Here is a 16,549-nt window from a genome sequence, read left to right as displayed (position 1 = left end):
AGAGCATATAATGCTTATATGAAAAGACCAATTTAAATACAAAAAAGTTCGAGGCTTAACTGTCTTCGGGCTTTTTTTCATAATAGTGGGAGTGTATTAATGACGAAATTCATTATTATTAGAGGTAATTCTGGCAGTGGCAAGACGGTTATTGCAAGAAATTTACGCAATGTAGTAGGAGGACGTGTCTTATTAATAGAGCAAGATATGGTTCGCAGACACATGTTAAATGTGCGTGATAGACCAAACAATATGGCTATTCAATTAATTGAGACAATAACTTTATACGGTTTTATACATTGTGATTATGTGATTTTAGAAGGAATTCTAAATAAGAAAAAATATGGAGATATGTTAAGGGGATTAATAGAATATGAAGGTATAGAAACATATGCTTACTATTTTGATTTGTCTTTCAAAGAAACTGTACGCAGGCATCTAATGAAAAAAGAAACTGATTTTGATGAAGAAAAACTGGCTGAGTGGTTTGTTGCTAACGACTTTTTAGGCTTAAATCATGAAAAAGTTATTACATCAGAAATGAGTGAAGAGGATATTATCTTGAAAATTCAAAATGATATAAAAATAAATAGTAAAAACGATAAACAAAAACCATGAGGCATAAAATGGCCAACATGGTTTTGAAAGTATGAATGCCTAACCTAGATATAGCATGCTTGATAATGACTTAGTTATGATACACTAACTAGCTTGTTAACTTTTTGCGTTTGTTTTTTAAGTCTTCTTGTTTTTCTTTATTTTGCATAAATGGAATAGCAAACCATAAGATATGAATCATGATTGCTAAAATCAGCAGTATAATTGGTATAAATATTTCGATGATGCTAATATTAACAACAAATGAAATGATTATAAACGCTGCAATAGAAGGCAGGGCACATACAACAACTACAGTTAATAGCACAAACTGCATGATTTGAGTAGCCGTTGTACTATAAATATCAAGTACTAAAATCCCAATATAAAAAAGTGTAATTAATACCAGTAATACAACAACCCAATTTGTAGATAAACCACTTTGACTTTCGATATGCTTTTGGTAAGGTGTTAAAATAGGCAAAATAAATAATATCATCGTTGATAACCATGCTAAAATTCCGAAAAAGGTGAAGAGTAATTTAGATGTATTACTATTCATAGTAACAACCTCCTTAATATAAAAATCCGCTCATCCTACGTTTAATAGAGGTGATTTTATGCTAAAGGCAAAATCTAAATAAAGAAGTACGAGCTTCAAATGATAATGCTTTCATATAATATATACCCATATACATAAATTTAACGCAAAGCGGAACAAGACGTATAAATACATAAAATATAGCTATGTAAAATTCTACGAAGAGAGATGAAGGATATGTTAAAGCCTATAATTTACTAATAAATGGTGTTATAGTTTGTATAATAAGTTTGTGCTTGAAGGGGATTTTAAATGACTAAAAATTTAAGGTTGCATTTCACTACACAACGTCTTATCATTAGACCGTTGGAAGAAAATGATTACGAATCATGGCTTGGTGGTTTTGTAAACCGTAAGCCATCGCAACACAAACATGACAGAGGTCACATTGATATGTCCGAAGCAACAGAGCCGTGGTTTGCTGCGCTTGTAGAACGTCAACGACAAGAGATTAAAGCAGATGATTTATACATCTTTGGTATATTTGATAAAGTATCAAAGCAGCATATAGGCATGTTAGATATTAAGAACTTGAGCAGAGATAACTTTCAATGGGGCGAAATGGGATACTTTATACACAATCAATTTTGGCGCCAAGGATATGCTTTTGAAGCATTAACAGAATTAGTTAAACAAGCACGAGATACTTTGCAATTTCATAGGATTGAAGCGCATATCAATTTAGATAATCCACAGTCGTTACATTTAATAGAGAAATTAGGCTTTCAATTTGAATGTATACGAAAAGGATTTATATTTGAAAATGGTTCGTGGACGGATCAATATGTATACTATCTTAATACACACAACAATACATTAAATGAGTATTTGTAAAGGAAAGGAGTGTCAACATGGTTGAATTTAGAGAATTAACAATGGGTGACGAATCGTTATATTGTGATTATATGGGTGAGTGGATTGATCACGATGAAAAAATAGTTCCTGCTATAACAAACATTACTAAGTATAATGATTTTGAAGAATTAGTACATGAATTAGCAGATAATAAATCACATGATGAAACCGTGGATAATACGACGTTATTTTTAATCGATGATGATGAAATCATTGGTGCTGCAAATATTCGTCATAATTTAAATGACAAACTAAAAACAGTAGGCGGCCATGTTGGCTACGGCATTCGAAAGAAATATCGTGGCAAAGGTTATGGTAATAAACTTTTAAAAAAATCACTAGACTATCTATCAAGAATAGGTGTTCAAGAAGCATTAGTCACATGTGATAAAGAGAATGAAGCTTCAGCAGCAGTAATTAAGCATAATGGTGGAGAAGAAATTGAGCCATCTACATTAGAAGATGGTACAGTAATACGCCGTTTCCAAATTGAAATAGCTTAAATCATTGATAGCAATGCTTATGATGGCGTTAACATGATATAAAGATTGTGACATAAAGTACTGCACTTAAAAAGCACACCTCCCTTTAAAAGGGAGGTGTGCTTTTTTATGGTTATTTTCAAAGTAGAGCGATTTTGAGAATGTGTTTGAGCATTTACTCTCTTAGTTAAAAGACTCAAGTCTTGTAATCCTTGATACTATTCCTCGATTGGCACATTATCAGCAAAATAGATAGTGATACATCGTCCTAACCACTTTTGTGGAAATAAGCAAAAGTATGATTTAAAGAATTCAATTCCGTTTTCAAGTATAATCAGATTTAGTACTAGGTATTAAAAACTTAAGATGAAACGAGGGTTATTATGTCGAAAGTAATAGAAGATATAAATATGGCGTTTGATGGTTTAAATGATGGTATGACAGTATTAGCTGGGGGGTTTGGCTTATGTGGCATACCTGAACATGCGATAGAAGCGATACGTATGAAAGGTACGAAATACCTTACTGTTGTTAGTAATAACTGTGGCGTAGATGATTTTGGTTTAGGACGTTTATTAGAGAAACAACAGATTAATAAAATGATAAGTTCTTATGTAGGTGAAAATAAAATATTTGAACAACAATTAATAAATGGAACGTTAGATGTAGAGTTAACGCCTCAAGGAACTTTAGCTGAAAAATTACGTGCGGGTGGTGCAGGTATTCCGGCCTTTTATACACAAACTGGTGTGGGAACGCTTATTGCTGAAGGCAAAGAAGCACGTGAATTTGATGGTGAAATGTATATTATGGAACGGGCTATTAAGGGAGATTTTGGAATAGTTAAAGCACAGAAGGCAGACACTTTTGGTAATTTAGTATTTGAAAAAACAGCACGCAATTTCAATCCATTATGTGCGATGGCTGCTAAAACTACAGTAGTTGAAGTTGAAGAATTAGTGGAATTAGGCGATATTGATCCAGATGAAGTACATATGTCAGGTGTATATGTAGACTATATCTATTTAGGAGAAAAATTTGAAAAAAGAATTGAAAAGCGTACGGTTAAGGAGGATGTTCATGGATAAACATATAAAGCGTAAAAATATTATTCAGCGTGCAGCACAAGAGATTAAAAGTAATATGGTAATTAATTTAGGTATTGGAATGCCCACTCTTGTAGCTAATGAGATGAACGACCATGTAGAAAATGTATTCTTTCAATCTGAAAATGGTTTGTTAGGTATCGGTCCATATCCTACTGATGCAGAAGTAGATCCAAACCTTATTAATGCAGGAAAAGAAACTGTAACAGCAGCGAAAGGCGCTTCTTATTTTGATAATGCTGAATCCTTTGCTATGATTCGTGGCGGACATATTGATTTAGCTATTTTAGGTGGAATGGAAGTATCAGAAACAGCAGATTTAGCTAATTACATGATTCCAGGTAAATTAGTTAAGGGTATGGGAGGCGCTATGGATTTAGTTGTTGGAGCCAAGAAAGTTGTAGTAATCATGGATCATATGAATAAGCATGGTGATTCTAAAATTAAATCGCAATGTGAACTTCCTCTAACAGGAGTAGGCGTAGTAAACACACTAATTACAGATTTAGCTGTATTTCAATTTGAAAATAGAGTGATGAAGCTTGTAGAATTACAACCTGGTGTAACGTTAGAACAAGTTGAAGCACATACAAATGCACGCTTTGAAAATCATTTAAAGTAGGTGGAATAATGGTAGAAGATAAGGTAATGATTATGACTGGAGCTGCAAGTGGGATAGGTTTAGGGATAGCAAAAGCCTTTTTAAATAAAGGTGCAAAAGTAGTCTTAGCGGATCTAGATAAAGATAAGTTAAACCAAGAAGTAGCGCAATTAAAGATACAAGGTTTTGATTGTATAGCTATACACGTTGACGTTACAGAGGAAAATGAAATGGCACAAATGATAGAAGAAACAATGAGGCACTATGGCCGTTTAGATATACTATTTAATAATGCTGGTTTACAACATGTGACTCCTATCGAATCATTTTCTACAGAAAAATTTCGACAAATGGTTGATATCATGCTTACTGGCAGCTTTATCGGGACAAAACATGTTTTACCTATTATGAAAGAACAAGGATATGGTCGAATATTAAATATGTCATCTATTAATGGAGTCATCGGTTTCGCTGGCAAAGCTGCTTATAATAGTGCAAAACATGGAATCATTGGATTGACGAAAGTAGCAGCACTGGAAACAGCAACAGAAGGCATTACTGTTAATGCCCTTTGTCCAGGATACATCGATACACCACTTGTACGCAATCAGATGGAAGATTTGGCCAGCCATAGAGGCGTGTCTTCTGAACAGGTATTAGAAGAAGTATTATTTCCATTAATCCCACAAAAACAACTCATCGACATACAAGATGTTGCAGACTATGCGTTATTCTTATGTAGTGATGGCGCAAAAAGTGTGACAGGGCAAGCAATCTTAATTGACGGTGGTTATACAGCTCAATAATGAACGCATAGAATAATTATGAACAGACAATCATAAGTGAACTTAAAGTATGTTATGGCTGATATGTTTAAAGAAACTAATGATGAATAGAGGTGCTACTTATGCTATTTATAGATGAAAAGGAACAAGCTGCTTTATTAAATATGGAAGAAGTTGTCGAAGTAGTTGCAGAATCATTACGCGCATATTCAGAAGGTAAGACGGATACGCCTTTGAGATATGTTTTACCATTTAACGAAGCAAATCGTTATTTAGTCATGCCGGCCTTATCAGATGAATTAAAAGTTGTAGGATTAAAAACAGTAACAGTTGCGCCTAATAATGCTAAATCAGGTAAAAATACCATAGTAGGTTCTGTCATTTTATCAGATTATGAAACAGGAGAAACTTTAGCGGTGCTTGAAGGTTCTTATCTAACTAAAATTCGAACAGGGGCTATTACAGGCGTAGCAACGCAATATCTCGCACGACAAAATGCCGAAACATTATGTGTGATAGGCACTGGCGATCAAGCCCAAGGCATAATAAAAGCAGTATTAGCGGTCAGAGATATTAAACGTATCCAATTTTATAATCGCACATATGAAAAGGCAATTCGTTTTGCGAAGCAAGTTCAAAGCGAATATACAAATATAGATGTAGAGGTATTTAATCATGTCGATAAAGCTATTGAGCATGCAGATGTGATTGTTACTGCGACGAATGCTACGCACCCCGTATTTAATCGCGCATTAGAACCAGGGGTCCATGTTAACGCTGTTGGATCATTTAAACCTGACATGCAAGAGTTGCCATCACATGCGATTGCCAAGGCAGATAAAGTCGTAGTTGAAGCGGTAGATGTAGCAATGGAAGAAACAGGTGACCTCATTACACCAGTGTCAGAAGGTCTATTCACTAAAGCAGATTTACATGGGGAATTAGGAAATATTGTAGCATCTAAAATAGAAGGGCGTTTAACTGAATCAGAAATCACTGTATTTAAATCAGTAGGTGTAGCGATTGTAGACATTGCAGTTGCCAATTATTTCTATCAAAAAGTGCTAGAACAACAAAAGTAAATATAAAACATAGGTTAGGGCTTATTTAAAAAGTCCTAACGTTTTTTTGAATTTAAGGATAAATAAAAATATGTTGAAAATAGATAGTAACATTATATTTTTTAAATAAAAAATAGCTATTGAAATTGATAAGTAGCGTAGTAATATAGTGTTAAGATGTAAAAATGAATAGGAGTGATATGTTTGAATAAAATCACAAAATATACAGCAGTATTAACATTAGCTAGTGCTATGACTTTCGCGTCCACATCAACTGCTCAAGCAACTACTGAGGCGCTAACACAAGCATCTCAACAAACACCACAACAGGTAAATCTGGGTTCTGAAAATATTATGGCAGTGGCATGGTATCAGAATTCGGCAGAGGCTAAAGCCCTTTACTTACAAGGCTATAATAATGCAAAGACTAATTTAGATGAAGCACTCAAAAAACATAAAGGAAAAGAAAAGTTAGCCATTGCACTTGATATTGATGAAACAGTCTTAGATAATTCACCATATCAAGGATACGCAGCATTACATAATCAACCTTATCCTGAAGGTTGGCATGAATGGATTCAATCCGCTCAAGCTAAGCCTGTATACGGAGCGAAATCATTTTTAGAATATGCAGATAAGAAAGGCATTGATATTTACTATATTTCTGATAGAGATAAAGAAAAAGATTTTAAAGCGACGAAACATAACCTTAAATCAGAAGGTTTGCCACAAGCTAGTGATAAACATATTATGCTTAAAGATAAAAATGATGAAAATAAAGCATCACGAAGAGAAGCGGTTAAAAAGGACCATAGATTGATCATGTTATTTGGAGATAATTTATTAGACTTTGATGATCCTAAGCAGCCGACGCAACTATCCCGAGAAGCATTAGTAAACAAACATAGTAAAGATTTCGGTAAGAAATATATTATTTTCCCAAATCCAATGTATGGTAGTTGGGAGTCTACACTGTATGAAAATGATTTTAGCAAGTCAGATACATATAAAGATCAATTACGCAGACAATCAATACAATATTTTGATCCTGACACAAAAGACGTTAAGCAGGATAAATAATTTAAAGCTAAAAAGAGGGAGCGTAAGCCCTCTTTTTTATTTAGTCTATGTATAGCTATATCATATAGGTTGTGTTATTTTTAAATTATTAGTAAGTTATTGTTTTTATAAAGGGGGACATAGCATGAAATCTATATTACTTATAGGGCAGTCTAATATGGCTGGACGTGGGTTTATTGATAACGTGAAGCCGATTATTGATGAGCGAATTCAAGTATTGAAAAATGGTCGATGGCAAATGATGGATGAACCTATTCATAGTGATCGTACAGTAGCAGGTATTGGACCGGCAGCTTCTTTTGCCAAATTATGGTTAGATGAACACCCAGAGGAAACGATTGGATTAATTCCATGTGCAGATGGTGGGACATCTATAGACGATTGGGCAGAGGAACAACCCTTAACTAGACATGCAATTTCAGAAGCAAAGTTTGCGATGGAAACAAGTGAACTTATAGGAATATTATGGCATCAAGGTGAAAGTGATAGTATGGATGGTAAGTATCAAGATTATGCCCCTAAACTTAGCCGATTAATACAACATTTCAGAGATAGATTAAATGTACCAACTGTACCTTTTGTCATGGGATTATTAGGCGATTATTTAGGGCGTGAAGGTTTTGGTCAAAGTGCTACAGAATTTGCACAAATTAACGCGCAAATTATAGCTGTAGCGACAAAACAGTCTAATTGTTATTACGTAACAGGAGAGCAATTGTTAGCCAATGCTGATGGTATACATATTAACGCGCAATCTCAACGATTATTAGGCATGAGATATTTCGTAGCCTTTTCGAAAGAACGAGATGTGACTGTACCATTGCCAGAAGAAGCATACGCAGAGCAACTTTTATATAAACATGAATATACTAAAAATGAAAAGATGTATCAGCTTGTTGCTGAATTTTCTCAAAATAAAATATCCTTTGAAACGTTTGGGGAACGTATGACAAAATTACAGCAAACGTAGTTAGAGATATAGTTTACAGATATATTGCTTATGTGGAAGTCATTTAATAAAGTGAAGAATTTTTAAGAGGAAATAAATACTAAATATGGATAAAAATGATTCTAAGACCTCCACTAAAGTACAGGTCTTAGAATCACTAGGGGATATTATTTAGATAGATCTAATAAAACTAATGAAGTCATCTAAAACATGATATAACTGGTACTGAAATAAGCCTTTCAAAATCATCAGCAAATGTGATTTATTGAAAGGCTTATTTTTGAGTAATCGAATAGGTCAAATTAGAAGATAGGGCCATGCGTGATTTTTGTTAATGTCTCGTTAATTGTAAATATCTTAGCATTGACTTCGTTTACACCTATTGATGCGAGACGCTTAGAATGCATTGTCAGATAGTTTTGAGCATCGTTCTCAGTTTCAAATGCATAGATACCACCAGCCTCTTTGCTATATTCATTTTCGGTCCATATTTTCCATAAAAAACCAGGTTCTTTATTAATGGACTTAGCTAAATCTGAAAATTGATGAGCCATTTCTTCACTAAAAGGTCCTTCCATAGAAAAATCTACTTGTAAAATATATATCAAAATAAACATCCTTCCTAAAAAATGATATAATCATCAATTTTAGAGTAAATTATATTTTAAATCAATAAAGCGGTTTCATATAAACGATGTAATAAGATAAGAAAAACTTGCAATTGTCCTAAATAGGAGTATGATTAAGATGAAATATTACACAACTATATTTAGTTATCAAATCCCCCAAAAAATAGCTATTTCCATGAATTTGTTAAAATTATATTGAATCTAGTTATTTTACCAAGATAATTAAAGTACAAAGTAAGTGTAATGACAATAAGCATGTGGACTGTATGAGATAAGTAGATTTTGTCGGATACATTAAAGGGGAATGAAATATTTTCATAATAAAAGTAACATATTTGTAGATAATGAGCGCATTAAATAAGCTGTTTTTATAGTCAATAGGGATACTACAAAATGGGGAGTGATTTACTATGAACAAAATTGTTAAAGTATTGTCTTCAACAGCCATTGTATCAGCACTTGTCGTAGGTTCTTCCGCAGCGTATGTATCAACGAATGGTCATGAGGCGCAAGCGGAGCAAAAAGTAAATAAAGAAGCAACTTGGGGTTACGGTAAGAGTGGTATGAGTCTGAAAGCAGAAATTCCGTGGTATAAATATGAAGGTTATACAACTTATAATGCAGCATTTACACAAGATTATAATTTTGTAAGAGCATTAAAATACGATAATGTCACAATGAATGGTTATAAAGTAGATCAAGACGCTAAAAAAGAATTCGATCATACTAAGGAACTATATGATACTTCAGTCAGTTTTAATAGTGATGATGAAGTAGTACAAATCACTTTCTTTACTAAACCTAATACTGTATCCAAAGCAACATTTAAGGATGCACACAGTTCAAATAAAATCATCGAAGAAGGTAAACTCGGTAATGAAGACGGCACATATGTAACTTATGAGACAAATGATGGCAATTACACAGCATTCTTTAATCCAAAAGGAAATTTGATGGAAGTAACAATTGCTTAATAAGTGAAGCGACAAAAAGTGAATAGCAATGCTTGAACCTCCACTATTGATCATAGTTAATGTGGAGGTTTTGCTATGATAAAAAAGACATAACATTCATTGTAATCTATCGTAGTGATAACTATAATGAATTTAAATCAAGAAATTATTTTTGAAGGAAATAAAATAAAAGGGGATGTACCATGAAAAAAATATTATATAGTGCATTAATTTGTTTATCCGTTGCTACTTTAAGTACTAAAGTTGCTTCAGCCAATGAATTCGATCAGTTGGAAAAAGAAAATAGCACGACAGTAGGGGTCTATGGGATTAATACTGAAAGCGGAAAAGAAATTAAGCATCATTCGGATGAAAGGTTTGGATATGCATCTACATTTAAAGCGATAGCTAGCGGCGTCTTATTAAATAATTATACTGAGAAAGAAATAAATAAAAAAATACAAATTCAGCAAAAAGATATTGTGGCATATTCACCAGTAACGGAAAAATATGTAGGGAAGCAAATGACTCTTAAAGCATTAATAGAAGCAGCGATGTTAAAAAGTGATAATACTGCTAATAATTATATTATAGGAGAGATAGGTGGCATTTCGTCCTTTAAAGCAGCTTTACAACATTTGGGTGACCATGTCTCAGACCCGCAACGACTGGAACCTAACCTAAACAACTATGACCCGACAAATACGGCAGATACAACAACACCAAGAGCGGCAGCCCACACATTAAATGAATTGTTAACAAGTAATCAAATGGATACTAAAAATTTAAAATTACTTAAACGTGTGATGATAGAGAATGAGACGGGAGACCAATTAATTAAAGCTGGTGTGCCTAATCACTACTTAGTAGGAGATAAAAGTGGGCAAGGCACAACCTATGCGACTCGAAATGATATTGCATTTATTTATCCTAAAAAAGGCGATAAACCTATCATCCTCGCAGTATATACTAAAAAAGATGATAAAGAAGGAACACCAGACGATAAAGTCATAGCAAAAGCAGCACAAATTGCGATTAAACAAATAGAATAAATTGTTAGCTGCATAATATGATTACATTTGAACACGCACTACTTAAAATTCGATTTGAAGATTATGGAGTAATTCTGAGGAGCATCATATGGAAATAAAACAAATGAAATATTTTGTAGAAGTCGTTAAAAACGGTGGAATGACTCAAGCTTCAGAACACTTATTTATAGCACAATCTACAATCAGTAAAAATATTAAAAGTATAGAAGATGAATTTAATATTACGTTATTTGATCGAAGTAAAAAACGTATTGTCTTGACAGATGTAGGACGTGTTTTTTATGAAAAATGTCAAAAAGCCATGGCAGCGCTCGATGATTTGTCTCTTGAGATGGGTGACGTTACCAATCTGGAAAGAGGGCATATTCGAATAGGTATCTCTGCTATTATGAATGTCAGGTTATTTACTGAAAGCCTAAACCAATTTCATCATAGATTTCCGAATGTTACTTATGAAGTGATTGAAGGTGGTGGTAAAGCAGTGGAATTTTATTTGAATAATGATGAAATCGATGTAGGTATCACGACATTGCCAGTTGATGATGACATATATCATGCCATTCCATTGTACAAAGAAAATTTACTGCTTGTTGTAGCTAAAAATACTGAATTAGCAAGTCATACATCTGTGTATCTCGGTGATTTAAAGAGAGAAAGTTTCGTTATGTTTCATGATGATTATTATTTAAAAGATCAAATTATAGAAAGTTGTAGAAAAGTGGGGTTTCATCCTAAAACTGTAGCTAAGATGTCTCAAATCACTTTCATAGAAAACATGATACGTGATGGCATAGGCGTGAGTATACTACCGGAAAGTATCGTGAACGTATTGAGTGAAGATGTTGTTGGTGTTCCGCTTCATGGAGCAGATGTATCGTGGAATTTAGGCGTGATTTGGAAGAAGGAAAGTTATATTAATTATGTCACTGATGAATGGATTAAATTCTTAAATGACATAAGACGATAGCATGGATATGAAAATTATAGAGCTTCGAAGTATTCCTCTGAGGAATTTAAAATATTCCAACTATGTATTTTAATCATACAATATACAGTAATATAATAGATAATGTAGAGGGTTATGAGTGCTGATGCATTGTCATTAGATATTGATGAAGTAAGTATTTCGAGGCATATTAATATCATAGTAGAGTAAATACGTGTGTTTATATCGCAAACATAAGTTAACTATCAGGACTCATAACTGAAACATTTGAATGATACTAAAGGAGTCTTTTAGAGAAGAAGCAATATATTTAGAAATACGCACAGGTTAGAGATGGTGCATTGAACCTTTGCGCGTTGATGATATATTGATAACCTCAGAGCTATAGATGAATCATGATTATAGGTAGTAACACTATATAAGCCTTGAAAGTCAGTTGGCTATGAGTGAAAGACAATAATTAAATGATTCTATGTAATGTTTTTAAATACTTATAAATCAAGTAGAACAATAAGATATTAGACTAACCCTCTAGATAAATATCTCTCTCAAATAAAGCGACTATAACTACACCGTCCAATGTAGTTATAGTCGCTTTGTTGAATTGTAAACAAGTGTATAATGTGATTAGTGCGTATCTTGTAATGTAGGATGTAAATGGTAAGTCTGTTCTGTTGGTAAGTCATTAATGACTTTATCTAAAGTATCCACAATGGCTTGCGCTATAACACTTGTTGGTACACCAATTGCGTGAACAGGGTAATCCAATTTTTTTATTTGAGGTATATTGTCATATGAGTAAATGATTGGTCGTTGTGTTGTGCCCATCGCATTAATTGTACCTACTGTAATGTCATAGCTCCCACAAATAACGCCTGGTGCAAGTGTGTCGTGTTGTAGGAATTTTTTAATCGATGCTTCAGCTTCTATGGCGTTTAAGCCATTTGAAGCAATAATCCTATGGTTGATATTTTGTTGCTTACAATATTGCAAAACGGCATCTTTTTTAGCGATTTGGCGCACATCTGTAGTATCAACCGCGCCAATATAATCAATTTGTTGTACACCATGCGCTAATAAACGTTTAATAGCCATAATCATCGCTTCAGCGTGATTGACATTAATGATGGGATAAGGTGTTACTCTATCTACACCATAAGCGACAACAGGTATATTATTGTAAATTTCAGGTGGCAAATTTGTATGATCTCCTTCATCAAAAATAACAATACCATCGCAGCCGAATTCTACAAATTTCTTTGATGCAACTGACACATCATCAATAGATACAAACATGACATAACCTAAGGCTTTAATAGCATGATTGATCTCTGATATTAGATGTGTTACGGCTACACGATCTACAGAAGGCCATATTAATCCAATGGTACCACTTTTCTTAGAAACAAGCGCTCTTGCAGATTGATTGGCAATATAATTCATTTCTAGTGCCTTTTGTTGAATCATTTGTTTCGTTTCAGGTTTAACGAGTTGAGAATTTTTCAATGCTTTACTGACTGTGGAATAGCTGACACCACAGGCTTCGGCAACATCTTTTAAAGTCACAGCCATAAAACTTCTCCTTGATATTAATTGATTTAATTTAGAATTAATTATACCATAGTGATAAGTCATACAATATTTTTTTGACTAAAAATAACAACGTTGTTATTTTTAAAAATGTAATTAGATACTACTATAACTCATAAGGGGATGAAGATATGAAATCCACGAAAGTCTTGAAAATGATTCATGAAGGTCAGCATATTGCAGTTATGCGTACAGATCATGCTGAATCATTCTTAGATATTGCTAATATCATTATCGACCAGGGGCTTAATATTATTGAAGTTACCCTAACAACGCCAGACGCGATGCATATCATTGCACAATTATCGAAAAGAGAAGATGCTTTAATAGGTGTAGGCACTGTACTTGATAGCGTATCTGCGAGAACAGCTATATTAAACGGCGCTAAGTTTATTGTCAGTCCTTCCTTTGATGAAGAAACAGCAAAAATCGCTAATTTATATGATGTACCCTATATTCCTGGCTGTATGACAGTTAAAGAAATGGTTGAATCGTTACAATTTGGTTGTAAAGTATTGAAATTGTTCCCAGCAACACAGTTTTCACCTAATGCGCTTAAAGACTTTAAGGGGCCATTACCTCAAATTGAAATTATACCAACAGGCGGTATTGGCAAAAATAACCATAAAGCATGGTTAGATGCGGGTAGCTTTGCTGTAGGAATAGGAAGTGAAATCACTAAAATTTATACACAAGAAGGAAAATTAGCATTAGAACAATATATTTCAGGATTGAAAAGTGAGGTATAACAATGACAATATATGGATTTGGTGAAATATTATTACGCTATACGCCACCGCAGTATGAACAATTAAAAGATGCACACAACTTTAGTGTGAAGGTGGGTGGTACAGAGCTGAATGCACTCGTAACATTGGCCCAATTTGGTCATCAAACTGAAATCGTTACAGTATTACCCCCTCATGCATTGGGAAATATTGCTTCACAAAAAATAGTTCAATCAAATGTTGGTGCGCAATTTGTAAAAAAAATGGACGGACGTATAGGAACTTACTACATGGAAGAAAGTTTTGGTTTCAGAAGTGGCAATATAATTTATGATCGCGAAAATTCTACCTTTGCCCAACACGGGGACTTAGCATTAAACGAATTAAATAGCAATATACAAAGTGGTGATCATTTTGTATTTACAGGTGTTACACTTGCAGTAAATGAGAGTTTTCGTAATCAAATTGTACAAATACTTACAACATTAAAACAACAAGGTGTTTTCATTGTCTTTGATATTAACTATAGAAGTAATTTATGGTCAAAATCTGAAGCAGTATCAGTTATTCAATCAGTGTTACCGTTAGTTGATATATTATTTTTCGGGGAAAAAGACGCTACACATTTATTAGAAATTAATTCAATGGATGATGATATTAAAGTTTGTGCGAAAACAATCCAAGATCAATATGAGATACCAATCATCGCTTCTAGTAATAGGGACATTGAAGAGAGTACGCTCCAAGGTATTATATTATCTGATGAAAATTACATTCAAGGACAAGCATATACTTATACAGTACTTAATCGCATAGGTGCAGGCGATGCATTTATGGCAGGGGTCTTACACGGTTTGATTCATCGATGGGGGTTGAAAGAAACGATAGACTTTGCGACAAAATGTTCTGTAATGCAACATACAACAACTGAAGATGCGTTGTCTGTTAGTGAAAATGATGTGTTAAAATTATCCTCACATTTTGGGGAATTAAAACGATAAAGTGATGGCATAAAATAGTGTAGAAGATAGAAAAAATTTTTTGGTATATTTTGTAAGCGCATACACTAACGAAGAAAGTAGCACCTAATAAATTTTAAAATAAGTAATAGTAAGGAGAAAAATTATGGCGTTAATTAATGATAATTTTTTATTGAACAGTAAAACAGCTATTAAATTGTATAAAAAAGTAAAAGAGATACCGATTTGTGATTTTCACTGTCATTTAGACCCAAAAGAAATTTATGAAAATAAAAATTATGATAATATCACACAATTATGGTTAGGAGGAGATCATTATAAGTGGCGTCTAATGAGAGCATACGGTATTGAAGAGGATTATATTACTGGAAATGCAGACGATTATGATAAATTTAAAGCATTTATGCAAATGTTACCTTATGCTGCTAGTAATCCGATGTACCATTGGTGTTCGCTAGAATTAAAACGTTATTTTAATCAAGATACAAATCTAGATCAAGTAAATATTAAAAAGCTATATAAATCTTTGAATCGCACATTAGCAAAGTCGACACATACACCACAAGCATTGATTAAGCGGAGTAATGTTTCTGTAGTATGTACCACTGACGATCCATGTGATGAATTGAAATACCATCAATTGTTAAATCAAGATAAAAAAGTAACATTTAAAGTGTGTCCTACATTTAGGCCAGATAGTTATATATTTTTAAACGACACATCCGTTAAGGATAAAGTTGAACAACTAGACAAGGTAACAGATTGTACGATTAATAATTTAGAAAGCTATATTAATGCACTTAAATCACGAGTATATTATTTTGACAGACAGGGTGCTAAAAGTGCTGATCAGAGTTTTGAAAAAATCCCATTAATGAGCATGACAAGTGAAAAAGCGAACCAAGCCTTTGAAGATTTAGTAAATGGACAAAGCATATCAGAAACACAGCAATACGAACTTGCAGGATACATTTTAACAGAAATTAGTAAAGTCTATAAAGAACTGGACTGGGTTGTACAATTCCATTTAGGACCAATTAGAAATAATAATTCGAAAATGTTTCAACTCGTTGGTGCAGATAGTGGTTTTGATAGTGTTGGTGAGCAGTTGAGTGCGAAAGCATTAAACGCAATGTTAAACCATCTTGAACACCATCGCGCATTATCTAACACCATTATTTATCCTAATAATGGTAACGACCATTTGATGGTTCAAGCGACTGCAGGTAATTTTACAAATAGTGAACATAAAATTCAATTAGGTGCAGCATGGTGGTTTAATGATACTAAAGAGGGCATGGAACAACATCTCATAGATTATGGAAATATAGGATTGTTGTCACAATTCGTAGGTATGTTAACAGACTCGCGAAGCATGATTTCCTATACGCGACATGAATATTTCAGAAGAATATTATGTAATTTTATTGGAAGTAAAATTGAAAAAGGTGAAATTGCATTGTCTGAAGATACAGTAGAAGCAATGCTGAAAAATATTTGTTATAACAATGCCTTAAATTTATTCAAAATTGAAGGCATTAAGGAGGTATAAAT

Annotated in this window: 18 protein-coding genes; 15 read left to right on the top strand and 3 right to left on the bottom strand. The window is 33.4% G+C overall.

The window, feature by feature from the left end:
- Window positions 1-99: 99 nt before the first annotated feature.
- Entirely contained in the window at window positions 100-618 is a 519-nt protein-coding gene (locus PYW31_RS11315; RefSeq protein ID WP_046837712.1) for a P-loop NTPase family protein, read from the top strand.
- A gap of 88 nt (window positions 619-706) precedes the next feature.
- On the opposite strand, the gene PYW31_RS11310 is transcribed toward PYW31_RS11315, so the two are convergent.
- Window positions 707-1,159: a hypothetical protein gene (locus PYW31_RS11310; protein WP_046837713.1), complete on the bottom strand. Its 453-nt coding sequence runs from the start codon at window positions 1,157-1,159 to the stop codon at window positions 707-709.
- 291 nt (window positions 1,160-1,450) lie between these two features.
- Here PYW31_RS11310 and PYW31_RS11305 point away from each other — a divergent pair, with 291 nt between their 5' ends.
- The 8 genes from PYW31_RS11305 to PYW31_RS11270 all read left to right on the top strand — a co-directional run bounded on the left by PYW31_RS11305 (window position 1,451) and on the right by PYW31_RS11270 (window position 8,138).
- The gene (locus PYW31_RS11305; protein ID WP_046837714.1) at window positions 1,451-2,032 is read left to right on the top strand and encodes a GNAT family N-acetyltransferase; all 582 of its coding nucleotides are present in this window, start codon (window positions 1,451-1,453) and stop codon (window positions 2,030-2,032) included.
- A 17-nt stretch (window positions 2,033-2,049) separates the two neighbouring features.
- On the top strand, window positions 2,050-2,556 hold the full coding sequence (locus tag PYW31_RS11300; RefSeq protein WP_046837715.1) for a GNAT family N-acetyltransferase: 507 nt from the start codon (window positions 2,050-2,052) through the stop codon (window positions 2,554-2,556).
- 362 nt (window positions 2,557-2,918) lie between these two features.
- On the top strand, window positions 2,919-3,623 hold the full coding sequence (locus PYW31_RS11295; protein WP_046837716.1) for a CoA transferase subunit A: 705 nt from the start codon (window positions 2,919-2,921) through the stop codon (window positions 3,621-3,623).
- Complete coding sequence (locus tag PYW31_RS11290; protein WP_046837717.1) at window positions 3,616-4,263, top strand: 3-oxoacid CoA-transferase subunit B; 648 nt, start codon at window positions 3,616-3,618, stop codon at window positions 4,261-4,263. Before PYW31_RS11295 ends, PYW31_RS11290 begins: the two co-directional genes overlap by 8 nt.
- 8 nt (window positions 4,264-4,271) lie before the next feature.
- Window positions 4,272-5,048 carry a 3-hydroxybutyrate dehydrogenase gene (locus tag PYW31_RS11285; RefSeq protein WP_046837718.1) on the top strand — a complete coding sequence of 259 codons (777 nt, stop codon included), beginning with the start codon at window positions 4,272-4,274 and terminating at the stop codon, window positions 5,046-5,048.
- 101 nt (window positions 5,049-5,149) lie between these two features.
- Complete coding sequence (locus tag PYW31_RS11280) at window positions 5,150-6,109, top strand: ornithine cyclodeaminase family protein (protein ID WP_046837719.1); 960 nt, start codon at window positions 5,150-5,152, stop codon at window positions 6,107-6,109.
- Window positions 6,110-6,292: 183 nt separating this feature from the next.
- The gene (locus PYW31_RS11275) at window positions 6,293-7,168 is read left to right on the top strand and encodes a 5'-nucleotidase, lipoprotein e(P4) family (protein WP_046837720.1); all 876 of its coding nucleotides are present in this window, start codon (window positions 6,293-6,295) and stop codon (window positions 7,166-7,168) included.
- 124 nt (window positions 7,169-7,292) lie between these two features.
- Entirely contained in the window at window positions 7,293-8,138 is an 846-nt protein-coding gene (locus PYW31_RS11270) for a sialate O-acetylesterase (RefSeq protein WP_046837721.1), read from the top strand.
- Window positions 8,139-8,419: 281 nt separating this feature from the next.
- On the opposite strand, the gene PYW31_RS11265 is transcribed toward PYW31_RS11270, so the two are convergent.
- A complete protein-coding gene (locus PYW31_RS11265) occupies window positions 8,420-8,725 on the bottom strand; it encodes a monooxygenase (protein ID WP_046837722.1) in 306 nt (101 codons plus the stop codon).
- Between the two features lie 431 nt (window positions 8,726-9,156).
- Here PYW31_RS11265 and isaB point away from each other — a divergent pair, with 431 nt between their 5' ends.
- The 3 genes from isaB to cidR all read left to right on the top strand — a co-directional run bounded on the left by isaB (window position 9,157) and on the right by cidR (window position 11,718).
- On the top strand, window positions 9,157-9,720 hold the full coding sequence (isaB, locus tag PYW31_RS11260; protein WP_046837723.1) for an immunodominant staphylococcal antigen IsaB family protein: 564 nt from the start codon (window positions 9,157-9,159) through the stop codon (window positions 9,718-9,720).
- 182 nt (window positions 9,721-9,902) lie between these two features.
- Window positions 9,903-10,751, top strand: coding sequence for a class A beta-lactamase (gene bla / locus PYW31_RS11255; protein ID WP_046837724.1), 849 nt, complete (start codon window positions 9,903-9,905; stop codon window positions 10,749-10,751).
- A gap of 88 nt (window positions 10,752-10,839) precedes the next feature.
- Window positions 10,840-11,718 (top strand): cidABC operon transcriptional activator CidR, encoded by an 879-nt coding sequence (gene cidR / locus PYW31_RS11250; RefSeq protein ID WP_046837725.1) that lies wholly within the window; start codon window positions 10,840-10,842, stop codon window positions 11,716-11,718.
- A gap of 606 nt (window positions 11,719-12,324) precedes the next feature.
- Here the strand turns inward: cidR and PYW31_RS11245 are convergent.
- On the bottom strand, window positions 12,325-13,269 hold the full coding sequence (locus tag PYW31_RS11245; RefSeq protein ID WP_046837726.1) for a LacI family DNA-binding transcriptional regulator: 945 nt from the start codon (window positions 13,267-13,269) through the stop codon (window positions 12,325-12,327).
- A 149-nt stretch (window positions 13,270-13,418) separates the two neighbouring features.
- On the opposite strand from PYW31_RS11245, the gene eda reads away from it, so the two are divergent.
- The 3 genes from eda (at window position 13,419) to uxaC (ending at window position 16,547) form a co-directional block, all read left to right on the top strand.
- Complete coding sequence (gene eda / locus PYW31_RS11240) at window positions 13,419-14,036, top strand: bifunctional 4-hydroxy-2-oxoglutarate aldolase/2-dehydro-3-deoxy-phosphogluconate aldolase (RefSeq protein WP_046837727.1); 618 nt, start codon at window positions 13,419-13,421, stop codon at window positions 14,034-14,036.
- 2 nt (window positions 14,037-14,038) lie between these two features.
- Window positions 14,039-15,016, top strand: coding sequence for a sugar kinase (locus PYW31_RS11235; protein ID WP_046837728.1), 978 nt, complete (start codon window positions 14,039-14,041; stop codon window positions 15,014-15,016).
- Between the two features lie 124 nt (window positions 15,017-15,140).
- Complete coding sequence (uxaC, locus tag PYW31_RS11230) at window positions 15,141-16,547, top strand: glucuronate isomerase (RefSeq protein WP_046837729.1); 1,407 nt, start codon at window positions 15,141-15,143, stop codon at window positions 16,545-16,547.
- The last annotated feature ends 2 nt before the right edge of the window (window positions 16,548-16,549 follow it).

This window comes from Staphylococcus succinus, from assembly GCF_029024945.1.
Classification (GTDB): Bacteria; Bacillota; Bacilli; order Staphylococcales; family Staphylococcaceae; genus Staphylococcus; species Staphylococcus succinus.
This window is presented reverse-complemented; position numbering and strand designations above follow the sequence as displayed.